General features: G+C 66.7%; 22 protein-coding genes and 1 riboswitch. Of the genes, 15 read left to right on the forward strand and 7 right to left on the reverse strand.

From position 1 onward, the window contains the following. Window positions 1-32: 32 nt before the first annotated feature. The 4 genes from QF050_RS04055 (at window position 33) to QF050_RS04070 (ending at window position 6,082) form a co-directional block, all read left to right on the forward strand. Window positions 33-2,246: a hypothetical protein gene (locus QF050_RS04055; RefSeq protein ID WP_308929274.1), complete on the forward strand. Its 2,214-nt coding sequence runs from the start codon at window positions 33-35 to the stop codon at window positions 2,244-2,246. Continuing rightward, window positions 2,227-3,057 carry a glycoside hydrolase family 16 protein gene (locus QF050_RS04060; RefSeq protein ID WP_308929275.1) on the forward strand — a complete coding sequence of 277 codons (831 nt, stop codon included), beginning with the start codon at window positions 2,227-2,229 and terminating at the stop codon, window positions 3,055-3,057. The genes QF050_RS04055 and QF050_RS04060 overlap by 20 nt, the downstream gene beginning before the upstream one ends. Before the next feature lie 62 nt (window positions 3,058-3,119). After that, a complete protein-coding gene (locus QF050_RS04065; protein WP_308929276.1) occupies window positions 3,120-5,078 on the forward strand; it encodes a hypothetical protein in 1,959 nt (652 codons plus the stop codon). After that, on the forward strand, window positions 5,075-6,082 hold the full coding sequence (locus QF050_RS04070; RefSeq protein WP_308929277.1) for an aminoglycoside phosphotransferase family protein: 1,008 nt from the start codon (window positions 5,075-5,077) through the stop codon (window positions 6,080-6,082). The genes QF050_RS04065 and QF050_RS04070 overlap by 4 nt, the downstream gene beginning before the upstream one ends. A 68-nt stretch (window positions 6,083-6,150) precedes the next feature. On the opposite strand, the gene QF050_RS04075 is transcribed toward QF050_RS04070, so the two are convergent. The 4 genes from QF050_RS04075 to QF050_RS04090 all read right to left on the reverse strand — a co-directional run bounded on the left by QF050_RS04075 (window position 6,151) and on the right by QF050_RS04090 (window position 10,065). Next, window positions 6,151-7,041: an oligosaccharide flippase family protein gene (locus tag QF050_RS04075; protein WP_308929278.1), complete on the reverse strand. Its 891-nt coding sequence runs from the start codon at window positions 7,039-7,041 to the stop codon at window positions 6,151-6,153. After that, window positions 6,924-7,640: an oligosaccharide flippase family protein gene (locus QF050_RS04080; protein ID WP_308929279.1), complete on the reverse strand. Its 717-nt coding sequence runs from the start codon at window positions 7,638-7,640 to the stop codon at window positions 6,924-6,926. Before QF050_RS04080 ends, QF050_RS04075 begins: the two co-directional genes overlap by 118 nt. Next, window positions 7,637-8,827 carry a glycosyltransferase family 4 protein gene (locus QF050_RS04085; RefSeq protein WP_308929280.1) on the reverse strand — a complete coding sequence of 397 codons (1,191 nt, stop codon included), beginning with the start codon at window positions 8,825-8,827 and terminating at the stop codon, window positions 7,637-7,639. Before QF050_RS04085 ends, QF050_RS04080 begins: the two co-directional genes overlap by 4 nt. Before the next feature lie 134 nt (window positions 8,828-8,961). Beyond that, complete coding sequence (locus QF050_RS04090; RefSeq protein WP_308929281.1) at window positions 8,962-10,065, reverse strand: glycoside hydrolase family 16 protein; 1,104 nt, start codon at window positions 10,063-10,065, stop codon at window positions 8,962-8,964. A 5-nt stretch (window positions 10,066-10,070) separates the two neighbouring features. Then, a riboswitch (cyclic di-AMP (ydaO/yuaA leader) is annotated at window positions 10,071-10,244 on the reverse strand. Between the two features lie 363 nt (window positions 10,245-10,607). On the opposite strand from QF050_RS04090, the gene rpsF reads away from it, so the two are divergent. From rpsF to QF050_RS04125, 7 genes are all read left to right on the forward strand, one after another. Beyond that, complete coding sequence (gene rpsF / locus QF050_RS04095; RefSeq protein ID WP_013602900.1) at window positions 10,608-10,913, forward strand: 30S ribosomal protein S6; 306 nt, start codon at window positions 10,608-10,610, stop codon at window positions 10,911-10,913. A 73-nt stretch (window positions 10,914-10,986) separates the two neighbouring features. Beyond that, window positions 10,987-11,562: a single-stranded DNA-binding protein gene (locus QF050_RS04100; RefSeq protein WP_308929282.1), complete on the forward strand. Its 576-nt coding sequence runs from the start codon at window positions 10,987-10,989 to the stop codon at window positions 11,560-11,562. Between the two features lie 127 nt (window positions 11,563-11,689). Next, complete coding sequence (rpsR, locus tag QF050_RS04105) at window positions 11,690-11,929, forward strand: 30S ribosomal protein S18 (protein ID WP_003800144.1); 240 nt, start codon at window positions 11,690-11,692, stop codon at window positions 11,927-11,929. A gap of 17 nt (window positions 11,930-11,946) precedes the next feature. Then, the gene (gene rplI, locus QF050_RS04110; protein ID WP_018762867.1) at window positions 11,947-12,399 is read left to right on the forward strand and encodes a 50S ribosomal protein L9; all 453 of its coding nucleotides are present in this window, start codon (window positions 11,947-11,949) and stop codon (window positions 12,397-12,399) included. A gap of 173 nt (window positions 12,400-12,572) precedes the next feature. After that, a complete protein-coding gene (locus QF050_RS04115; protein ID WP_308929283.1) occupies window positions 12,573-13,568 on the forward strand; it encodes a YdcF family protein in 996 nt (331 codons plus the stop codon). 39 nt (window positions 13,569-13,607) lie between these two features. Continuing rightward, window positions 13,608-14,456, forward strand: a complete 849-nt coding sequence (locus tag QF050_RS04120) for a PhzF family phenazine biosynthesis protein (protein WP_308929284.1) — start codon at window positions 13,608-13,610, stop codon at window positions 14,454-14,456. Window positions 14,457-14,551: 95 nt separating this feature from the next. After that, window positions 14,552-15,178, forward strand: coding sequence for an FMN reductase (locus QF050_RS04125; RefSeq protein ID WP_308932095.1), 627 nt, complete (start codon window positions 14,552-14,554; stop codon window positions 15,176-15,178). Here QF050_RS04125 and QF050_RS04130 read toward each other — a convergent pair. Next, window positions 15,175-15,738 carry a hypothetical protein gene (locus QF050_RS04130; RefSeq protein ID WP_308929285.1) on the reverse strand — a complete coding sequence of 188 codons (564 nt, stop codon included), beginning with the start codon at window positions 15,736-15,738 and terminating at the stop codon, window positions 15,175-15,177. The two genes, QF050_RS04125 and QF050_RS04130, sit on opposite strands and share 4 nt — an antisense overlap. Window positions 15,739-16,459: 721 nt before the next feature. Here QF050_RS04130 and dnaB point away from each other — a divergent pair. Continuing rightward, entirely contained in the window at window positions 16,460-17,842 is a 1,383-nt protein-coding gene (gene dnaB / locus QF050_RS04135) for a replicative DNA helicase (protein WP_109044819.1), read from the forward strand. Here dnaB and QF050_RS04140 read toward each other — a convergent pair. Both QF050_RS04140 and QF050_RS04145 read right to left on the reverse strand, forming a co-directional pair. Next, window positions 17,839-18,840 (reverse strand): hotdog domain-containing protein, encoded by a 1,002-nt coding sequence (locus tag QF050_RS04140; protein WP_308929286.1) that lies wholly within the window; start codon window positions 18,838-18,840, stop codon window positions 17,839-17,841. The two genes, dnaB and QF050_RS04140, sit on opposite strands and share 4 nt — an antisense overlap. Before the next feature lie 153 nt (window positions 18,841-18,993). Beyond that, a complete protein-coding gene (locus QF050_RS04145) occupies window positions 18,994-19,428 on the reverse strand; it encodes a DoxX family protein (protein WP_308929287.1) in 435 nt (144 codons plus the stop codon). A 107-nt stretch (window positions 19,429-19,535) separates the two neighbouring features. Here QF050_RS04145 and QF050_RS04150 point away from each other — a divergent pair, with 107 nt between their 5' ends. The 3 genes from QF050_RS04150 to QF050_RS04160 all read left to right on the forward strand — a co-directional run bounded on the left by QF050_RS04150 (window position 19,536) and on the right by QF050_RS04160 (window position 22,014). After that, window positions 19,536-20,888 (forward strand): MATE family efflux transporter, encoded by a 1,353-nt coding sequence (locus tag QF050_RS04150; protein WP_308929288.1) that lies wholly within the window; start codon window positions 19,536-19,538, stop codon window positions 20,886-20,888. 70 nt (window positions 20,889-20,958) lie between these two features. Beyond that, complete coding sequence (locus tag QF050_RS04155; protein ID WP_308929289.1) at window positions 20,959-21,549, forward strand: hypothetical protein; 591 nt, start codon at window positions 20,959-20,961, stop codon at window positions 21,547-21,549. A 99-nt stretch (window positions 21,550-21,648) separates the two neighbouring features. Beyond that, complete coding sequence (locus QF050_RS04160) at window positions 21,649-22,014, forward strand: hypothetical protein (protein WP_308929290.1); 366 nt, start codon at window positions 21,649-21,651, stop codon at window positions 22,012-22,014. The last annotated feature ends 2 nt before the right edge of the window (window positions 22,015-22,016 follow it).

The raw sequence follows: 22,016 nt of genomic DNA on the forward strand, positions 1-22,016 counted from the left end.
CAGTGGCAAGCCGATCCAGGAGTTGAAACAGTATGGCGCTTCTTATCAGGGGTGACGTCTCCGGTCCCATGAACTCCCGCGCTTCGCGCCGGCGCAGGCCCGGTTATGCCGATTACGCCTTGGCCCTGCTAAGTGCCGTGACGGCGGCCCTGATCCTCTTCGACATCGGGGGTGAGTCCTTGGCCGGCGCCAAACTCCTGGCCTGCCTTGCGCTGCCCGGCTGGGCGCTGGTGCGGTGGCTCCCCAGCGTGGACCCGGTCGCCCGACTGGTATTCACGGTCGTTGCCGGCGCAACGGCCTTCGCCCTGACTGCCGCAGCCATGGGGTGGCTGCAACTCTGGAATCCCCGGCCCGTCGCCGTCGGCATCATGCTGGCATCCGCCGTCGCCCTCCTGGTCCCAGGCCCGGCACGGACCCGGGCCGCTTCCTCCCCCCTGCCCCGCCCGCAACTGATCAACTATGCGCCGTGGCTGGTCCTGGTGGCCGCGATGGCCATGTGGGCGGCCTCCCTCGCCGCCACAAACCCGCGCCTGGGTGACTACGGGCTGCTCACGGCCTTCCCGGTTACGTGGTACGTCTCGCTGGCGTTCGTCGTGGCCCTGTGCATCTGGAGCATCTCTCGGCAGCGGCTGCATTCGGGCTGGCTCACGGGAGCCTCCATCACCGGACTGGTGGTCATGCTGTACGCCTCTGCCGGGTTGCTGACCTCCGTCCCGCGGCTGCCCTGGACTTACAAGCACATCGCCGTAACGGACCTGATCCAGACCACCGGGCAGTTCGATCCGAGCATCGACATCTACAACCGCTGGCCAGGATTCTTCCTCTTCAGCGCCTTCCTCGGCGAATCCAGCGGATACCAGGACCCGATGGCCTATGCCGGCTGGGCCGAACCGGTGTTCGCGCTCATGAGCGTCGCGCTGGTGCTGGCCATTGCCAGGACCCTGACCAGGAATCCGCGGATCTACTGGACAGCCGCCCTGGTGTTCACCCTTACCAACTGGCTCAACCAGAACTACTACTCGCCGCAGGCCTTTGCGTACACCCTGCACCTGACAATGTGCCTGATCATCCTTACGTTCCTGCGCGGCACGCCCGCCAACTGGGTGCTCAAGCTTGAGCGCCGGCTGTCGGCCCGGCTGTCCAGATCCGAACCACAGGTGGAAGAACCCGCAAGGTACAGCGGCCGCCAGCAGGCGATCGCAATCGTCGCAATCCTGGTGCTGCAGGCAATGATTGTGATGAGCCACCAACTGACTCCCTACCTGGCCATCCTGGGGCTCTTCCCGCTCTTCCTGACGCGCTACTTCAAGCCCGCCTGGGTTGCACCCGCACTGCTGCTGATGGCTTTGCTCTACCTCCTGCCAAACGTCGATTTCGTGGCGGGCAAGTACGGCCTTTTGAGCGGCTTCGATTTCTTCGCAAACGCCGGCTACAAGGCGTCCAATGGAAGCCCCGGCCCCTCCCTCCTCTCCGGGCGGTGGCTGGCGCGCGAGGCGCTCGCCCTGTCTTTGTTCACCGCCTTGCTTGCCGGGCTCGGATTCATCCGCAACGTCCGCCTGGGCAACATCCGCACCACACTGATCGTGGGGACGCTGGCGGCAACGCCGATCCTTGGGCTTTTCGGCACCTCCTATGGTGGCGAGGGCAGGCTCCGCGTCTTCATGTTTGCCCTCCCGTGGCTGGCCATCGGCGCAGCGTGGTTCCTCTGGTCCGGCAGGGTTCCCAGCAGGAGGGCAGTGGTGGGGGCTGCGTCCTCGATTACAGTGCTGGCCGTCATGTTCACAGCGGTGTACTTCCAGAACGAGGCCAACGTCCGGGTGCCGGCAGCGGATGTGTCGGCCAGCCGCTGGCTCGATTCCAACGTCCAGAAGGGCGACGCGGTAGTTGAGACCAACTACCATTTGCCGCTCCTCATCGGCCCGCACTATTCCTTCTACCTCCGCACCGGGCAGCTGGTTTCGGTTGCCTCAAAGCTCCATAAGTCCGGCCAGCCCTTCACTGGCGATGACATGGTGGCCTACGTGGACAAGACCAGGGCAGGAGCGAACCTGCGGACCTCGGACCGGCTGTTTGTTGTGGTCTCAGACCTGCAGCAGCGGACCTCAACGGGTGTCCTGCGGCAGTTCTCCAAGGATGCCATGGTCCCGTTGGAGCACGACCTGGATGTATCCAAGGCCGCCCAGGTTGTCTTCGAGAACAAGTCGGTGCGAATTTACGAGGTTTCCCGTGCTGACTGGGGCAACTAGCGGGCGGGCGTACCAACTGTCGCTGGTCACGGTAACGTCCCTGTCCCTGGTTGGGGCGGCCCTGCTGGCGCTGCATGCCGATTCCTCACAGGTCAGCGGGGCGCCCCGGGGTGATCTGCCCTCCTGGCGCCAGACCATGGTGCAGGACTTCAACGTCCGCGCGGGTGCGGGAGCCGTGGGCGGCGTCTACGGCCTGGACATGCGCGGTTATGACGGGCTTTCCGATTCCTCAGGGTTCGGGACCTACACCCCTGACGAGGTCCTGTCGGTCCACGACGGTTTCCTTGATTTCCACCTGCACTACTCGAACGACAGGCCGCGGGTGGCCAGCGTCATTCCGTTTGGGTATTCGGGCCAGACCTACGGAAGATACTCCGTCCGGTTCAGGTACGACTCCATTCCGGGCTACAAGATTGCATTCCTGCTCTGGCCGGCCAGCGACGACTGGAACGAGGGGGAGATCGACTGGCCGGAGGGAGCCCTGGACGGGGCCCTGTACGGAAACTCCGCCATAAAGGGAACCCGGACGCCGAACGGCATGCAGTTCGATCCCGGCGACAGGCGCTACTCGGCGGCACGGCCGGGCCAATGGCACGTAGCCACCATCGAATGGCGTCCCGGCCTGGTCCAATGGTTCCTGGATGGCCGGCTCGTGGACCAGACCACCAAACCGGGGGGTGTGCCGGACACCCCCATGCGCTGGACGCTCCAGGTGGAAACAGCCGACGACGCCTCCAGTACCTTTCCTGCACCCGGCGCAGCCGGACACGTCCAAGTGGATTGGGTGGTGCAGTATGCCTACACACCCTAGGCCCGAACAGCTTCGCACCATACCCCGGAGTTGGCTCCGGCAACCGATTGGAGGGCGGCGCCGTGGGCGTACTGAATAACAGGCCCGCAGACGGCATCGGGGCTGAGATCCTGTGCGTCCATCCCCGGGTGGCCGCAGTGTTCGACGCCCTCAATGGATCCAACTGGTCGTGGCTGCTGCTCCGCGGAGAAGACGACCTCGCCTTGCCGGCCGGCGACGTGGACATCCTCGTGGATAGCGGCGTCCTTCCCAGGCTCGATGAACTGCTGGCCACCGCCGGGTTCTGCCGGGTCCTGGCGCCGGGCCACGGCAGCCACCGGTTCTACTTCTGCTACTCGGTGGATGACGGTGCCTGGATCAAGCTCGACGTTGTTTCCGACCTTGCGTTCGGGCCCTACCAGCAGTGGCGTACGCCGTGGGCGGCCCGCTGCCTGCGCCGCCGGGTCCGCCACGGCTCGTACTGGATGCCGGACCCGGCGGACCAGGCATGGCTGCTCCTGCTGCACCTGTTCATGGACAAGGGCGGCATTTCCCCGGAGCGGCAGCCGTTGGCCCTCGCCGCAGCCAGGACGGCGGCCGACGGCGGGCGCATCGCGGAGTCGGTCAGGCGCCGGGTGGGTGCCGGGCCGGTGGCCGAGATGGTGGACTTGGTCCTGGACGGACGGTTGGACGAGGTACCCGCGACCGCGGCCCGCATGCGTGCCGCCTGGCGCGGCGGGGGCTTGAGCCCGCGCCTGATTGCGGGAGTCAACAGGCTGCTGAGGCGTTCCGGGGCCCAGGTCCGTGGGCATACTCCGCTATTGGGAGTCATGGCTCCGGACGGGGCCGGCAAGACCACATTGCTGAACGGCCTGCATGCCGACGTTCCGTTGCCCACCAAGTACGTCTATATGGGCCTGTGGGGAGCCGGTCCCTGGGACGAGGTCCTGGGCCGGATTCCCGGCGGCCGGACCGGAAAGAAGATTTACCGGCTGGTGCGGGGCGGAGTGCTGGCAAGGTTCTACCGCCGCATGGGCAAGGTGGTGCTGATGGACCGCGTGGCCTATGACGCACTGCTGGGCGGGTCCGGCGGCGGACCCCTGGCCGGCATGAGCAATGCACTCGCCTTGGCGGTGATCCCGGCCCCGGACGTCCTCCTGGTGCTGGACGTGCCCGGCGCCGTGATGTTTGAGCGGAAGGGCGAGCACAGCCCGGAGCTGCTGGAATCGTGGCGGCAGGACTATCTGCAACTGGCCGGGCGCCTTCCCGGCGGCCGGGTGGTGGACGCGGCGCAGGCGGCGGAGGCCGTCCAGCGCGTGGTCACCGGCATTGTCTGGGAGACGTTGTCCCAGGCTGCCGGCACCCGCCGGGCCCACAGTCGTCGCCATCCTGGTGGCGGTGGTTCCGCCGCGCCGGAAAAGGCGGACCCGGTGGCCGCGGAAGCCGCGCAGGAAACCGGCGCGGCGGAGGCACTGGCCCTGCACCTCTGGCACCTCCTGGACTGGCGCTTCCTGCTCCCCATCCTGCAGCCCCGCACCCTCGGCTTCGCCGGACAGGTAAGCCAGGAAACGGAGTCGGCGTTGCGGCTGTTGGACCCGGAGGCCGTGCGCTTGGGCGGCCCGGGCTCCGGTCCGGACGGCGCGTCATGCGACGTGGTGCTGCTGGCATCTCCGGGCCGCAGCCACGTGGAAAGCGCTGGGCTGGCGCTGGAACCCGGAGGATGGATTTGCGTGGAAGCCAGCCGCTCGCTGCTCCAGCGTTCCGGGCCCCGGACGCTCAGGGGCTGGAAACGCACACTGGAGCGGCGCGGATACCAGGACGTCAACCTGTACTGGAATGCCCCCAACCGTGACCGCACCGCCAGGCTGGTTCCGGTACGGTCCGCCGTGGCCATCCGTGACACCCTGGCACTGCGGAAAGATGTGCGGTTTGGATCGCTCAAAGCGGCCGCGGCCCACCTGGCCCTGGCACTTCACGTCTTCGACCTCATGGTCCCGGAGGGCACAGTCACGGGAAGACGTCCGGAACGGGGTGGGCCATGAGTTTCGTTGACCGGTTCCTCCGGGACCACTTCGAGGAGTTCGCCCTTGACCGGTACGGCCTGGGCAGCCGGTGGGAAACGCTGCTGCTCACACCTCGTTTCACCACCTCCCGGCACGTGGTGGCCCTGGTGTTTCCGTCCCGCGGAAGCGACCCCGCCCTGGTGGTGAAGATCCCGCGCCAGCCAGGTGACAGCAGCGGAGTCCGGCGTGAGGCCGCCATGCTGGACCAGCTTTCGGCCGCCGTCGGCAGCCCGGGTGTTCCGCGCCTGGTGGGAATCCGGGACGAGGGGCCGTACACGGTCCTGGTGGAAACAGCATTGACCGGCATACCCCTGGACCCGCGGAAGGTGGCCGCCGACCTCCCCTCGGCCGTCGCGGCCGGAACCGGCTTTGTGGGGGCCCTTCCCTGCACCCATGCTGCGACTGACAACCCGGACTGGTACCAGCGCGCGGTCGCCGCGCCGTTGGCGGCACTGGAACGGCTGGCCGGACCTGACGCCCAGACCGGCCGCCTGGTTGAGCGCACCCACCAACTCCTCGAACCCCTGCGTACCGCCCAACTTCCGGCGGTTATTGAGCACGGCGACCTAAGCCATCCCAACCTGCTGGTTAAGCCCGGCAGTGGATTGCAGGTCATGGACTGGGAACGCTCCCTGGCCGACGGCGTCCCCGGCCACGACCTGGTGTTCTACCTCCAGTACCTCAGCGAGTCCAGCGAGCAGGCGTTTGCCAGGGATGCCCAGATCGCTGCCTTTGAGAAGGCGTTCGGCCAGGGCGGCTGGGCGCTGGACCCGCTTTCCCGCCACCTGGGTGTGCGGGGAGTGGACGCCTCGCTCCTGCCACTGCTGGTGATCACCACCTGGGCGCGGTCCACCGCGACGCTGGCCGATCGGCTGGCGCAGGAAACAGAAGCTGATCCGTCGCAGGGCAACGGAAAGGTCCGTGCCGCGCTTGAGGCGGACAGGGACTACTGGTTGTGGCGCCACGTGGTGACATCGGCGTAGGAGTCGTGACATCCGCCTGGGACGCGGCACCATGTGGGAAACGGCCGCCCCAAGGAAAAAGTGCACCCTTAGGGAACGTGGTCGGGCGCCGGTCCCGGGGAGTCGTGGTGGCGCTTGAAAAGCCCCAGGACGTCATCGTGCAGGCCCCGATAGCCGAACCGCAGCACCGCGTAGACCAATCCGACGCCGGCAACCACCATGACAGCGAGCGTCAGGACCGGCCCCAGTGCATGCCGTGACAGGTTGAGCAGGCCAACCAGGGACACAGCGGCCCCGCACGCCAAGCCCGGTGCAGCAGCACGGAGCATCCGGCGCATCCTTGTCCCCAAGACCTTGGCGGCGACCGCCTGCATGCCGAAGGCGAAGACCACTGCCACCACCATTTGGGCGCACGCAACGCCGACAATGCCCCAACGGCTGGCGAAGACCAGTGCCGGGAGCAGGACCACCAGCCGGACCACGGAGATCCGGATGGAAAGCCCGGGCCTGCCCAGCGCTTTATAGACGTCGTTTGCGCCGGCGCCCAGGGAACGCGCCGCCGCATACAGGGCAAGGAACACCAGCGGCGTCACGGATTCCTCCCACTGCTGCCCGAAAAGGACCGGCACCAGGACCGGCGCCACCACGGCAAGGCCCACCCCGGCCGTGATGCCGTACAGGGCCTGCACCGTGACACTTTTCAGGTACCCGTCCCGTAATCGCTGCCGGTCACCGCGGACTTGCGTATAGAGCGGAAACAGGACAGTGGAAAGCACGAAGAACACGTTGAGGATCAGGGCCTCCGGGAGCCGGAAGGCGAGCGTGTACAGGCCCAGCGCATGGGCGCCCAGCACGATCCCGATCACCAGGTAGTCGACGTCGAAGATGGCCCGGGCCAGCATGGTGCTCCCCGCCACGGGGGCGCCGAAGCGGATGTTCTCGGCCAGGGCGCTCCTGCTGACGCGCCAGAGCTGCTGCACGGCGCTTCGTGGCGGATCAGGAACCAGCAGGTGGCTGCGTAGGCGACCGAGCCCGCAGCCGTTCCGACGGCGAGCGACCAGGCGCCGTGGCCGGTGAAGGCCAGGTAGAGGGTCACCGTTCCCATGGTTGCGGCCCGCAGCACCGGAGCGGCGGTGAGTTGCCGGAACTTCAGGTCGCGGCGCATGATCGCCTCCGGGACGGCGCCGCAGGCGGTGGCCAGCACGGAGATGCCAAGCACCTGCACCAGGGGAGCCACGCCGTCGAGCCCGATGAGGTCTTCCACAGCATCGGCCGCAAGCACGGCCGTCAAGGCCAGCACCGCGCCCAGGGTTACCGAGAGCAGGAGCGCCGAGCGGACAATCACCTTCGTCTTGGGCAGGTAGACCAGCGCCTGGCCCACCCCGGCGTCGGCAATGGTTTCGGCGTATGCCATGAGCACCAGCGCCAGGGCTACGAGGCCGTACTCTTCGGGCGACAGGAGCCGGGCCAGCACCACGGTGGTGACCAGCACGATCACCCGTCCGGAGGCGAAGGCCAGCCCCTGCCACAAGGCTCCCCGGACGCCTTTGCGTTCCAGCTCGCCGGGCGCGTAGGTCACAGTTGCCTTGCGGTGCCGGATAAGTCCCCGGCGGGGGAGGACGAAGCCACGGCAGCCCGCACCTCAGCCAGGTACTCCCCGGCCACGGTGTCCCAGGACCGGACGGTGCCGGCGGCCTGTCCCGCAGCGCCGCCGGGAGAGCTGTGCGGCGGCCGGGGGGCCCTGAGTTGTTCCACGACCTTGCGGACCATCGCGTCCTGGCCGGACTCAACAGTGAGCAGCGGGTGCGGCGGAAGTTCCCGTGCCGCCACCGGGGATGCCACCACGGGCAGCCCCGCCGCAAGGGCCTCAAGCACGGAGTTTCGGATGCCCACGCCGTGTTGGTCGGGGAAGACGGCGACGTCGGCCCCTTGGAAGATGTCCAGGATTGATGGGACGTTGGCCAGGACTTCAACGCGGGGACCGGCCAGCGCCTGGACCGCAGCCGTGGGTTGCCGCCCGGCGATGACGAACCGGGCCTCCGGAACCTCCCGCCATACCAGGGGAGCAATTCGGGTGGCCAGGAGCGTGGCGCTGTCAACGTTGGGGCCGTAGTTGAGGCTGCCCGCGAAGCATACGACCGGTGCGGTCCGGTCCCGGCGGGGGCCGGCGGTCGCGGCTGTTCCGTTGGGGATGGCTGCTACGGCCCGGCCGAGCTTCGCGGACCAGGCCGCAGCGTCCTGCGCCCCGACGGTCAGCAGCCGCGCCTTGGCAGGCAGCCCCCGCTCAGCCCGTTCGGCGAGGAGTTCCCGCAGCCGGTAGGCAGGCCGGAAGGCGCGCGCGATGGCCGTGTCCATGCCGGCGCGGATGGACCAGGGGTCCACGGTCTGCAGCACCATGGGCCCGGCCACGTGGTGGGACAGGAAAAGGGCGTGCGGGCCATGGATGAGGGTGGCGTTGTTGCTGCCGGACAAGGTGGCCGCCGCTGCCCGCGCCGAGGGAGTGGAGCGCCGGTGTTTGCCCAGGCCCGTGAGGCCGCCCAGGGAGCGCGCAAGAGCGGACAGGTCGCCCCGCTGGGCAATTTCGTGGACGGTCCCGCAGCGCGCCCGGATCTCCGCCGGTACCGGGACGGGCCCGGAAAACGTCAGCAGGGTGACGGCCACATCTGCGGGAAGGTGCAGGATCACTTCGTACGGGATCATGGAGCTTCCATCACCGAGTTGCGGGTCCCGGTTGGGCACGCTTTCAGTCACGTACAGGAGCTTCATTGCAAGAGTGTACTGGATCACACTGGGACGGCAGGGGTTGCTTTGGGCAACTTTGTGGGGAACCGCAGGAAGCCAAAAAGGGGCGACGGCGGGAAGTCCCCGCCGTCGCCCCTTAAACCGAAGCGCGTGGCTGGCTACTGCCAGGCGCGTACGTAGTCCACCAGCAGCTGGGACTGCGGGCCGTAGACCGGGTTCGTCGAGGAAGCGCCGACGTTCAGGACGATGTACTGCGGGGCGTTTCCGTCGTCCGTGGGGTAGGACTTGACCTTCACGCCGTCGAAGTAGACGTCGGAGGAGTTGGCCATCCGGTGCAGGCCGAAGGTGTGGTACTCGTTGGCCCAGTTGCCGCCGACGGTGCCTTGGTTGTGTGCGCCCGAGCTTGAATGGTAATTGACGGTCATCTTCCCCTGGAGGACTTCCGCGATGTCGTTCTCGCCGGTGGCGGGCCACGACTGCCCGGTGGTCCAGAACGCCGGCCAGTTGTACAGGCCGTTGGCGTTGCCTGGGAACTTGATGCGGGCCTCCACGTACCCGGTGGTGAACTGGTAACCGGTGCCAGCCCCGCCCTTGGGGTTGGTGGACACCAGGGACCCGGACGAGGACGAGGCAAGGCTGAGGGCCAGGTTGCCGTTGCCCACGGAGACGTTGGCGGGGCTGGTGGCCGCTTTATTCATGGTTCCGCAGTTGGGGGCGAACCAGCAGTTGGACCACTTTGCGCTGTCCAGGCCTGAGCCGTTGAACTCGTCGGCGAAGGTCATGGTCCAGTTTCCGGGGACGCCCGCGGGCATGGGCGTCCCGCTGTTGGCCAGCTGTGCCGCGGCGGGCGCCACGACGATGGGCGACTGCGGGGCCGGAGCCGCCGCGGCGGGGGCCGGGGCAGGCGCAGCGGGAGCCGGTGCCTGCGCGGGAGCCTGCTCCTGGGCGGGTGCGGCGGCCGGTGCCGGGGCAGGGGCCGGGGTGGACGGGGCCGGGGCCGGGGTGGACGGGGAGGCCTGGGCCTGGACTTCGCTGCCGGCGTCGGCGGCGCTCGCCACCCGGGAGACATCTGCAGTCTCGTTGCCGTTGGCCAGGCCGAGGCCCAGGGACGCCGCGCCGAGGAGGGCTGCTGCGAGGCCGGCGGCCAGGGGCAAGCGGCGGCGGGAGTCTTTGGATGTCAGAAATGGCCGGAGCCCGGCCGGTGCGGTCTCATTTTGATAACGGTGTGCGCGTTTGGCGTTCGCTTTGCGGGATGCGGGCATGGGGAATTACCTCTCAACGCCTGCGGAGTTAGCTGTCGGGTTCGAATGTTGCCATTCGGCCGCTCGCTGCGGCTTCACCCCGAGGGCAGGCGGAGGCCATACCCGTGACGCTTGGGTCCCCCGCCTCTGCCTGGAACCTGGGGGATCGCGGAAGCGGCAGAGTTGGGCGTCTTCCGGGATTGGGGCCGGCTGGGGCGGCCCACCCGAAGACCGTACACGAAAATCCTCGCGGAATCACAATTGGGTAACGGAAGCAACATCACGGGCGTGGCTTGCCGCCCGATTGCCGCGCGGGCCTTTACAGGGGGTGCCGGATTCCCTGCGTTATCCACATAAGAGGGCGGCCGGGCTGTTCCCGCCGCATCACGCGGCTAGCCTTGAGTCAAGCGCGAATCGCCTATCAGGTCCAGATGCACTAGGATATTGAAGTCTGTGCTGCGTCCTGCCTCCGTACCGGTGGCAAGACACTTCACGGACTCGCAAATGAACCTCCTGTTACGGAAATGCCGTAACCGCTTAGCCCAAAGGAGGTGGGTTCACATATGCGTCCTTACGAATTGATGGTAATCATCGACCCCGAGGTCGAAGAGCGTACCGTTGAGCCGTCGCTTCAGAAGTTCCTGAACGTCATCACCAACGATGGTGGAACCATCGAAAAGGTTGACATCTGGGGCCGTCGCCGTCTGGCTTACGAGATCAAGAAGAAGTCCGAAGGTATCTACGCCGTGGTGAACTTCACCGCCAAGCCGGAAACCGCCAAGGAACTTGACCGCCAGCTGTCTCTTAACGAGACCATCATGCGCACCAAGATCACCCGCCCCGAAGAGCAGAAAGTTGTTGCTGAGTAATTCAGCACCGATTTTCATTCTTTACCCCGCAGGAAACGCACTCTTCACCCAGGATCGAACAAGGAGGCAGTAGATGGCAGGCGAGACCACCATTACGGTCATCGGTAACCTCACCAATGACCCGGAATTGCGGTTCACACCGTCCGGTTCCGCGGTAGCGAACTTCACCATCGCTTCCACCCCCCGCACCTTTGATCGCCAGTCCAACGAGTGGAAGGACGGGGAGACCCTGTTCCTCCGCGCCGCTGTATGGCGTGAAGCTGCCGAGAACGTCGCCGAATCCCTGACCAAGGGAATGCGCGTGATCGTGACCGGCCGCCTGAAGAGCCGTTCCTACGAAACAAAAGAAGGCGAAAAGCGCACCGTAATCGAGCTTGAGGTCGACGAAATCGGCCCCAGCCTGCGCTATGCCAACGCAAAGGTCAACCGCACCCAGCGCTCCGGCGGACAGGGTGGGGGCGGCTTCGGCGGCGGCAACGGCGGCGGTGGCTTCGGAGGCGGCAACCCTGGTGGAACCCAGGGCGGCAACTCCGGTGGAGGCTGGGGCGGCGGCAACCAGCAGGCTGCACAGGACGATCCCTGGGCCACGCCCGGCGTGTCCAATGCAGGCGGCTGGGGCAACGGCCCCGATTCCGAACCTCCCTTCTAAAACCCAAACAACGGCCCGACGCCGGGACCGCCCGGGAGCCGCAAGGCACCCAAAGGTTTTGCCGCCGTCGGACCACCACCATCCCGTGGATCAATATCCACGGGCTCCCTAGAATAGGAGCTCCACGATGGCTAAGGCTGAACTCCGTAAGCCCAAACCAAAGTCCAACCCCTTGAAGGCCGCTGACATCACTGTCATCGACTACAAGGACGTAGCATTGCTGCGCAAGTTCATCTCCGACCGCGGAAAGATCCGCGCCCGTCGCGTCACTGGCGTCACGGTGCAGGAACAGCGCAAGATCGCCCAGGCAATCAAGAACGCCCGCGAAGTTGCTCTGCTGCCTTACTCCGGCGCTGGCCGCGGCTAAGGAAGGGATTAACTAACATGGCAAAGCTCATTCTGACCCACGAAGTAACCGGTCTCGGTGCTGCTGGCGATGTTGTCGAGGTCAAGGACGGTTACGCACGTAACTTCCTGCTGCCCCGCGGCTTCGCCCTGACCTGGACCAAGGGTGGCGAGAAGCAGGTTGAGTCCATCAAGGCTGCCCGCGCCGCCCGTGCGCACGCTTCCGTTGAAGCTGCACAGGCACAGGCCCAGGCTCTGTCCTCCAAGAAGGTCAAGCTCGAGGTGAAGGCCGGCGAGTCCGGTCGTCTCTTCGGCACCGTCAAGCCTGCTGATGTCGCTGCCGCTGTTGAGGCCGCCGGCCTCGGAGCCATCGACAAGCGCAACGTTGAACTGCCGAACCACATCAAGTCTGTCGGTTCGTACACGGCCAACGTTCGCCTGCACGAGGATGTTTCCGCTGTCATCGACCTTGAGGTCGTTGCCGGAAAGTAGTTTCCGCACTGCAGTTGAATGGCCCCCGCCCGGGACTCCGGTGCGGGGGCCATTTGCGTTCAAGGTCACTGCCGGGGCTCCCGGCTGCCGGGTGCGGGCAACATATGCTGGCGGGATGCCGGCCCTCCGTTCCTGGCGCGGGCAGCACCGTTGCCACGGAAGGACACCGAGCATTGCCGTTTCTCGCCGTCAGCAGCATCCTCCTGGTGGCTGCAGCCATCAGCTTTGCGGCCGACCGGAGGCGCCTGAGGAACGGAGTCTTCCTCGTCTCCGGGGCGGTCGTGGGCTGGCTTGGGCTCCTCGTGGACTCCGGCAACAACTCCGTGCCTGTCCTCATGACCCTGGCCCTGGGCTTACTGCTTATCGTGTCAGCGCCCGTCCTTGCCGTGTTCCTGGTCCTCAACGGCATCATTTTGCTGCGCCGCGAAGGCCGCAGCCTGGCAAACCTGTTGTCCCTGCTGGCAGGGCTGGCCGTGGTGGCCGTCCCCCTCGTCCTGGCTGCCCTGCAAACGTACGTGCCCGGGCTTGGCGCGGTCACGTCGGTGGCCGCCCTCTTGGCCGGGTATCTGGGCTTCGTGTTCGTCAGCTACCTGGTCTATTCGCTGATCTACTCGATCCTGCCGCCGCGACGCCATCCCGAATACGTGGTGGTTTTGGGTTCCGGCCTGGCGGGCAGCGCCGTTCCGCCCCTGCTGGCCGCACGGCTTGACGCGGCGGTCCGCCTGTACCGCGGCAAGCATGGCGGTTCCATCAGGGCGGTTATTCCCAGCGGCGGGCAGGGGGCCGATGAACTCCTGCCCGAAGCGACTGCGATGGCCCGCTATCTGCAGGAGCAGGGTATTCCTGCCCACAGGATCAGGGTGGAGGACCGGGCAACCACCACCATGGAGAAGCTGAACTTTTCGCGCGGGCTGATGGAGCGTCCGGATGCGCCCGTCACGGTGGTCACCAGCAGCTACCACGTGTTCCGCGCGGCCATGTTCACCCGGCGCGCGGGGCTGCGCGCCCACGTCACGGGGGCCAGGACGGCGGGCTACTTTATCCCCAGCGCCTTCCTTCGGGAATTCATTGCCATCCTCGCAACCTACCGGTGGATCAACCTGGGTTTCTGCCTGGCGCTCGTCGCCGTCCCCTTGGCCGCCATGACGGTGCCGCTGCTCCCCTTCTGACCGGCAATCCGCCCTGTGAACCGGTGATAGCCTGCTCCGGTGAACCCGACACCCAGCAACCGCCCCTTCCACCAGGTGGATGTTTTCGCCGGCAAGGCCTACCGGGGCAACCCGCTCGCCGTCGTCCTCGATGCCCAGGGCCTTGACACCGCAACAATGCAGCACTTCGCCAACTGGACCAACCTCTCGGAAACCACCTTCCTCCTGCCCGCGGAGGATCCCCGCGCCGACTACAAGGTCCGGATCTTCACGGGGAGCGAGGAGTTCCCGTTCGCGGGGCATCCCACCCTGGGATCCGCGCACACCTGGCTGCAAGCCGGCGGAGTTCCGAAGTCCGGCAACTACGTGGTGCAGGAGTGCGGCGCCGGGCTGGTCAGGATAAAGCGCGACGCCGGCCGGCTGGCTTTCGCGGCGCCGCCCCTGACCCGCTTCGAGGCCGTGGAGGAGCCAATCCGGCAACAGCTGGCCGACGCCCTCGGGATCACGGCCGGTGACATCCTGGACGCATCATGGCTGGTGAACGGCCCGGAGTGGATCGGCGTCCTGCTGGGTTCGGCGGACCAGGTGCTGGCCCTTGCGCCGGATCCGGTGGCCATGGGGAACCTGAAGGTTGGAGTCATCGGGCCGCACGCTCCCGGCGGTGACGCCGACTTTGAGGTGCGGACGTTCATCCCCGGTGACGCGATGGTGGAGGACCCGGTGACGGGCAACTTCAACGCAGGAGCGGCCCAGTGGCTCATTGGCAGCGGCAGGGCGCCGGAGCGCTACGTGGCCGCGCAAGGCGCCGTCCTGGGCCGGGCAGGCCGTGTGCACGTCACTGCCGAAGATGGTGATGTGTGGGTGGGCGGAGAGTCCAGTACGTGCATCCAGGGCACCGTCCTGCTCTGATTCAGGTCCCGGGGAATACAACAGCTGCGGCCGCCGTTCAGGGATATAGATGCAAATGCATGTATGATGGAATGAACGAGCACCAGGAGAATGCCATGGAAACCCGCCGCATTACAGTCCTCTCCGCCGGACTTGGCGTCCCTTCGTCCAGCCGGCTGCTGGCCGACCAGCTCGCCGCCGCTGCCGAGCGGCGGCTCACCGCGGGCGGCTATGAGGTGGTGGTTGACGTGGTCGAACTCCGGGACCTGGCCGTGGACATCGCCAACAACTTCGTCACCGGTTACGCCGCGCCCCGCCTGGCGGAGGTCATCGCCGGGGTGGAGGCTTCGGATGGGATCATCGCGGTGACGCCGGTCTTCAGCGCCTCGTACAGTGGCCTGTTCAAGTCCTTCTTTGACGTCCTGGATCCCAAGTCCCTTGACGGCAAGGCGGTCCTGCTGGGCGCCACCGGAGGCACCGACCGGCACCAGATGGTGTTGGATTACGCCCTGCGCCCCTTGTTCAGCTACCTGCGCACGCGCACGGCGGCCACTGGAGTCTTTGCCGGGCCGCAGGACTGGGGAACCACGGAGGAGGGCGGCTCCTCACTGGCGGACCGCATCGAGCGCGCTGCCGCCGAACTTGCGCTCCTGCTGGAGGGGCCCCAGCCGGGCCGGAAGCCTGCGCCGCTGGAGTCCCTGCCGTTCGAGCAGCTCCTGGCCGGAATCGCCGGATCCCGCTAGTCGTCCAGCAGTGCGATGAATTCCCTGGCCTGCACCGGTGAGATGTCCGAGTGCCGCGTCAATGCGTTGACGGCGGCTTCGGTGTCTCCGCTGCGGGCCAGGGAGCGGATCCGACCGTAAATTTCGTCGTTGAGCATATTGCTGCTCACCTCGCGGGTCACATCGCCCTTGCTGGCAATGGCCCGGTAGCGGTACGGGAACCGCTGCGGCTCATCATCCTCCTCGGCGGCCTCCACCGGTTCCTGGTGGCGGTAGGGCTGGGGGTGGGCTGCCAAGGCGCCGACGGCGTCACGCGATGCCCGCAGCCCCTCGCCCGTGACCTCCTGGTAAAGCCTGATGGCGGCCATTGCCTGGCCCTGCGCGATCATGGCGTACAGCCGCCGGTGTTCACCTTCGGATAACTTCTCGCCTGCCGTGCGGGCCAACTCCTGTGCCGGCCGGGCCGGACCGGACTGGGCTCCTCCGTCTGCCGCCTTGCGCCCTCGGGCGGCCCGGTAGGCAATGATGACCCCCGCAACAACGGCGAGCAGGATAAGGACCGGGACCACTAGGGATTCCATTTTTACGAGCCGTTCTCTGTGCTTCCTGGCCGTCGCCAAGGCGGTTGCGTTGCCGGCTGTCCGTCCAGCCATGGCTATACGTAGAGCTTAATCCAGAACCCGGTTATCCACAGCAATATTCACCGCGCTGCATACAGCAGTCGTTCCCCGGCCGGTCAAACTCCGCCCAAGGAATATGAGCAGCGCCACGCGGCCGGGTGCGGGCTTGCCGCGGCCAGCGCCCGGGCCTGCCCCGCCGCCGGCGCGCACGGGAACCTGTGGATGAAATTCCTGGAAAGAAATATTTACTCCACATGCTGGTGATGATGTTTGCGCAGGTCAGGACCGTTTCAGGGAATAAAAAATTCCTGTATCCACAGGCTTCCCCACAGGCTGTGCACAAGCTATGCCCCGTAGTGCACAGGTTATCCACACCTGGCCCGGGCCGCTGGCTTTGCGGCTGGACCGGTGGCGGCTACCGTAGCGGGGTACCTGTTTTCCACGGCCGGACCAAGACCTGTACACCTCGATCCCGACCCTATCCAGGGCCTCATCGCGGGTGCTCTGTGGAAAAGCTGTGGATAGTGGGGATAACTTCGGGCCGGCAGCGGCATCCGGGCCCGCGGGTGCCTCAATGTCAGAGCCTGCGGGTAGGACTGGACGCGTGGCGGGTTCCGTTTCGGACCCGCAAACAGGATGGAACACCGGGCGCCTGGCCCGGCACAAATGAAGGACGGCAGCTTTGACAATCGCGCATCTGGACCCGGTGGAAGCAACCCGCGGATCGGACGCGAGCCGCAAACCTCCCCAGGACATCCCGGCGGAGCAGTCGGTCCTGGGCGGCATGATGCTGTCCAAGGACGCCATTGCCGACGTCGTGGAGATCCTCCGGGGACAGGACTTCTACCGCCCTGCCCACGAGACCATCTATGAGGCCATCATCGACCTCTACGGCCGCGGGGAGCCCGCGGACGCCGTCACGGTGTCCGACGAACTGACAAAGCGCGCCGAAATCAACAGGATTGGCGGCCCTGCGTACCTGCACGAGCTCATCCAGACCGTACCCACTGCGGCCAACGCCGGGTACTACGCAGAGATCGTCGCCGAACGGGCCGTCCTTCGCCGGCTGGTGAACGCCGGCACCAAGATCGTCCAGTTGGGCTACGGCTCGGACGGCGAGGTGGAGGACTTGGTCAACCAGGCGCAGGCCGAGGTCTACGCCGTGGCGGAACGCCGCACGGCGGAGGACTACGTGGTCCTCAAGGACGTCATGGAATCCACGGTGGACGAAATCGAGGCGTCCGGCCACCGCGGCGAGGGCATGACCGGTGTGCCCACCGGGTTCTATGAACTCGACGAGCTGACCCACGGCCTCCACCCGGGCCAGATGATCGTCATCGCGGCCCGCCCCGCCGTGGGTAAATCAACCTTCGCATTGGACTTCGCACGGTCGGCGGCCATCAAGAACAACCTGTCCACCGTCATGTTTTCCCTGGAAATGGGCCGGAACGAGATCGCCATGCGCCTCTTGTCCGCCGAAGCCACTATCGGCCTGCAGGACCTCCGCAAGGGAACCATCAAGGACGAGCAGTGGTCCAAGATCGCCACCACCATGGGCCGGATGAACGATGCCCCGCTGTTCATCGACGACAGCCCCAATATGTCCCTGATGGAAATCAGGGCCAAGTGCCGCCGCCTGAAGCAGCAGCACGACCTCAAGCTGGTCATCCTCGACTACCTGCAGCTGATGAGCTCGGGCAAGAAGGTGGAATCCCGCCAGCAGGAAGTTTCCGAGTTCTCCCGTGCCCTCAAGCTCCTCGCCAAGGAACTCCAGGTGCCCGTGATCGCCCTGTCCCAGCTGAACCGTGGTTCGGAACAGCGCCAGGACAAGCGGCCCATGGTCTCTGACCTCCGCGAGTCCGGCTCCATCGAGCAGGACGCCGACATGGTGATCCTGCTCCACCGCGAGGATGTCTACGACAAGGAATCACCCCGCGCGGGCGAGGCGGACATCCTGGTGGCCAAGCACCGTAACGGCCCCACCAAAGACATCGTGGTGGCGTTCCAGGGCCACTACTCCCGCTTCGCCAACATGGCGGGCGACTCCGGGGGCGGCGGCTTCTAGGCTCCGTTCGCCGCGGTGGCGGCAGGTGCCGCGCCGGCCAGCAGGTGGTTGGGCAGCCGGTTTCCGGGCGCCGTTCCCCGGATCTCCAGGAGTTCGCGGGCATGGGCGTGCAGCCGCTTGTCTTCGTCGCTGACCGGCACCCAGGGCGGGACGGGCACTGAGTTTCCCTCGTCGTCGCGCGCCACCATCACGGTGAGGCAGTAGGTGGTGAGGTTAAGCTCCCGGCCCTTCGGGTCGCCGGAGCGGACGTGGACGGCAATGTGCATGCCCTTGTTGCCGGTGTACACCAGCCGGGCCTCCACCTCCACCACATGGCCGATCAGCAGGGGCCGGTAGAAGCGGACGCCGCCGGAGAACACGGCCACAGTGTCCCGGCCGCAGTAGCGTGAGGCACACAGGTAGGCGGCCTCGTCGATCCACTTCATTACGATGCCGCCGTGGACCTTGCCGCCCCAGTTTACGTCGGTGGGGGCGGCCATGAACCGCAGCGTGACGCGTTCCGCCGTGCCGGCGTCGGTGTATTCCTGGCGGTTCATAGCTTCCACGATCTGTTCCCGCACCTTGATCCGGGCCAGTGCGTGGTCCCGCTGCTCAACCTCGGCAGGGGTGGCCGGTTCGAACTGGGGCACCGGGATGGGCTTGCCGTCCGCCCCCACCGCCACGAAGATCACCATGCACTGGCTGCGCATGGTGGCCGGGCCGCCTTTCGGATCCCCGGACGAGACCACCGTGCGGATATGCATCGAGGAACGGCCGGTATAGACAATGGTGGCTTCAACCTCCACCATGTCGCCGCTGTTGACCGGGTCCGCGAAGTGGATGTTTCCCACATAGGCGGTGACGCAGTAGGACTTGGCCCAGCCCACCGCCGCCGCATACGCGGCCTTGTCCACCCATTCGAGCACCGTGCCTGCGTCCACGGAGCCGCTGTGTCCCACGTCGGTGGGGGCGGCGAGGAAGCGGAGGGTCACGGAGTTGGGGTGGCCGGTCTCAGTCATGCTGCGATCTTACTGACGGCGCAGGTTACCCGCGGGTTCGTGCCGGAGCGCGCAGCGAGGACGGGCAATTGGGCTGGACTGGCACTTAACGTCCCGGCGGCCGGGCACCTGATGGTGGCCGGCCGCCGTCGGGCAGGGCAGGACTGAAGCGGACTAGGCCAGCACGGCCAGCCGGGAGGTACGGCGGCCGAACAATGCCCGGTCTACGGAGAGCCGGCCTGGCCCCGCCAGCGCCAGCGTGAAGGCTGCCGCGGCCAGGAGCAGGACCAGCTCGTAGCCTCCGTTCGCCGCGAAGACGCCTGCGGGAGCGTGGACGAGGAAGAGCGCGCCCAGCATGTCCAAGACCAGGAGGGCGGCCACCACGCGGGTGAGGATCCCCAGGATCAGCGCTGCGCCGCCTGCCAGTTCAAGGACGGCGACGGCCGGGGCCATGATGTCCGCGGCAGGGACGCCCATCTTGGCGAAGGAGGCCTGGGTGCCCGCGATGGTCCATTCATTGAACTTCTGCCAGCCGTGGGCCGCGAAGAGGAAACCCGGGATGACGCGCAGGACGGTGAGGGCAACTGTGGTCAGTCGTGACTGGTTCATGTATTCCACTCTTGCCCACAAATAATTGAAGCGTCAACCAAATCCGGCTAATTGTGGGCTTTGTCATGCGCTCTCTTCATGTCGTCGCGCAAGGTTAAGCTGACACGGTGCCCACAGAACCCGCCCCCGCCGCCACGGCTGCCCTCCGGAGCCATTCCCGCGAGATACTCCGCCTCGCCGTCCCCGCCTTTGGAGCCCTGGTTGCCGAGCCGCTCTTCCTGCTGGCGGACTCAGCCATCGTGGGGCACCTTGGGGTTGCCCAGCTCGCCGGGGTGGGCCTGGCCTCCGCGGTGCTGCAGACCGTCGTCGGACTCATGGTGTTCCTTGCCTACTCCACCACACCCGCGGTAGCCCGGGCCATTGGCCAGGGCCAGGTGGGGAAGGCCCTTGCCGCGGGGCGCGACGGCGTCTGGCTGGCATTGCTCCTCGGCGTGCTGCTGGCGGTGGCGGGGTTTGTCGCCGCGGAACCGATCATTGGCCTCCTCGGCGCCGACGGCAGCGTGCGCAACTTCGCCATCGACTACTTTCGGTGGTCCATGCCCGGACTGGTGGCAATGCTGCTGATCTTCGCCGGTACCGGCGTGTTGCGCGGGTTGCAGGACACCAGGACGCCGCTGGTGGTGGCCACCGTGGGGTTTGGGGTGAATATCGTCCTGAATTTGTGGCTCGTGTACGGGCTGGGCATGTCCGTGGTCGGTTCGGCGGTGGGCACCAGCCTCGCCCAATGGGCCATGGCCGCCGTCTACCTGGTCATGGTGCGCAGGAATGCGGTCCGTCATGGCGTCAGCCTGCTCCCCAGCTCGCGGGGCATCCGGGGCATGACGCGCGTCGGGTCCTGGCTCATGCTGCGCACCCTCAGCCTGCGGGCCGCGATCCTGGCCACCGTGGTGGTGGTGACGGCCCAGGGCGAGGTCAACCTTGCCGCCCATCAGTTGGCCATGACCATCTTTTCCTTCCTGGCGTTCGCGCTGGATGCCCTGGCCATCGCCGCGCAGGCGCTGATAGGCAAGGAACTTGGCGCCTCCAATGCGGCCAAGGCCCGGCTGCTGACCAGCACCATGATTCGGTGGGGGTCGGGGTTCGGAGTGGTGACGGGCCTGCTGCTCGCTGCGGTAGCTCCCTGGGTGGGGGTGCTGTTCACCTCGGACGCGCAGGTCCAGTCGGTGCTCGCCGTTGCGCTGTGGGTGTTGGCGGCCGGCCAACCCATCGCCGGGTACGTCTTCGTCCTGGACGGGGTGCTGATCGGTGCCGGCGACGCCCGGTATCTGGCGCTGGCCGGCCTGGTGAACCTTGCTGTCTACTTGCCGCTGCTGGCGGCGGTGGCACTGTCCGGTGCCACCGGCGCGATCGGGCTTGGCTGGCTCTGGGCGGCTTTCGCCCTGGGCTACATGGCGGCACGCGCCGTCACGCTCGGACTGCGTGCCCGGTCGGACCGCTGGATGGTGCTCGGTTCAGCCTAAATTCCGGCTGCAGTCCCCGCGGACGGGCAGTCCGGTTCGACCTTCCGGCTGCCCCTACTAAACTGGACCGGTGACGCAACCATCGACTCCCGCGAGCGCAGCTCCCGGAACCACCCCCCGCAATGTTCTCTGGAAGCCGGTCCTGCTCCGTTCCGCTGTCGCCCTGGTGTTCGGCGCCGTGACAGTCTTCTGGACCTCGCCGTCCGTTGAGGTCATGGGCTGGGCCGGAGGGCTCTACCTGCTGGCCGCTGGCGTTGTGTCCCTGCAAGCCATACCGGCAGCCGGGTTCGCCCGGAACTCGGCTTCCGGCAAGTTGCTGTCCGCAGCGGGTGCGGCGCTGGCCGGCGCCGGCGTGGCGGTGATCCTGCTGCACAGTGACTTGTTGTTCGGGGTCATCGCTGCCCTGGGGCTGGGCGTGGCCGGTGCCCTGGAGCTCGCATGCGGCCTGAAGCACCGGGGGCGGCACGTCCTGGCGCGGGACTGGATCGCCTCCGGGGCAATCGGGATTGGAACGGCAGTGCTGCTGCCGTTCTTCATCAACCTTGGCGCCCATGCGCTGCTGGGTGTGGCCGGCGGCGGCGCGATTATTTCGGGTGTGCTCTGGGTGCTTTCCGGACTGACGCTGCGGCACGATGCCCGCGCCGGTGCCGTAAAGCCGTAAACTAGGAAGAGCGCCCTTCTACTAGCTGTAGAAATTTTGGGGCTACACCGCAATTCGTGAACCAGGCCGGCCGTGTGCCGCCTGCAGGGAGGAACCACCGTGGCTGACCAGCATCCAGGAAAACCGCGCAAGCTGCGGACCTCGGTGAAGGGGCCGCTGATGTTCTCGGCATTCTGGGCCGTCGTCGCCTTTGTTGCCGTGTTGATCTTCGCTTCCGGCGGAAGCGCCCGTGCTCCCCGCTTCGATCTCGCGTTCACCGCAGCCGGCATCGCCTTCATCGTCACCCTGGTGGTGGCCGCCATGTTGTCCATGAGTTACAAGGAAAACGCTGAACACCTCGGTAAGGGATCAGGCGTGAACCTCAGTTCAGCGCCCAAGACCAGTCATGGTTTCGGTACCTCCACCAGCCAGAACCAGCCGCCGTCCGATGGCGACGCGGACGGCACCTCCCAAGACCAGGGGTAGCA

This window comes from Arthrobacter sp. SLBN-112, from assembly GCF_030944625.1.
Taxonomy (GTDB): Bacteria; Actinomycetota; Actinomycetes; order Actinomycetales; family Micrococcaceae; genus Arthrobacter.

Coding starts and splice junctions, on each gene's coding strand:
- QF050_RS04055 (WP_308929274.1), top strand. CDS start 33: ATGGCGCTTCTTATCAGGGGTGACGTCTCCGGTCCCATGAACTCCCGC.
- QF050_RS04070 (WP_308929277.1), top strand. CDS start 5,075: ATGAGTTTCGTTGACCGGTTCCTCCGGGACCACTTCGAGGAGTTCGCC.
- QF050_RS04085 (WP_308929280.1), bottom strand. CDS start 8,827: ATGAAGCTCCTGTACGTGACTGAAAGCGTGCCCAACCGGGACCCGCAA.
- QF050_RS04090 (WP_308929281.1), bottom strand. CDS start 10,065: ATGCCCGCATCCCGCAAAGCGAACGCCAAACGCGCACACCGTTATCAA.
- rpsF (WP_013602900.1), top strand. CDS start 10,608: ATGCGTCCTTACGAATTGATGGTAATCATCGACCCCGAGGTCGAAGAG.
- QF050_RS04100 (WP_308929282.1), top strand. CDS start 10,987: ATGGCAGGCGAGACCACCATTACGGTCATCGGTAACCTCACCAATGAC.
- rpsR (WP_003800144.1), top strand. CDS start 11,690: ATGGCTAAGGCTGAACTCCGTAAGCCCAAACCAAAGTCCAACCCCTTG.
- rplI (WP_018762867.1), top strand. CDS start 11,947: ATGGCAAAGCTCATTCTGACCCACGAAGTAACCGGTCTCGGTGCTGCT.
- QF050_RS04125 (WP_308932095.1), top strand. CDS start 14,552: ATGGAAACCCGCCGCATTACAGTCCTCTCCGCCGGACTTGGCGTCCCT.
- QF050_RS04130 (WP_308929285.1), bottom strand. CDS start 15,738: ATGGAATCCCTAGTGGTCCCGGTCCTTATCCTGCTCGCCGTTGTTGCG.
- QF050_RS04140 (WP_308929286.1), bottom strand. CDS start 18,840: ATGACTGAGACCGGCCACCCCAACTCCGTGACCCTCCGCTTCCTCGCC.
- QF050_RS04145 (WP_308929287.1), bottom strand. CDS start 19,428: ATGAACCAGTCACGACTGACCACAGTTGCCCTCACCGTCCTGCGCGTC.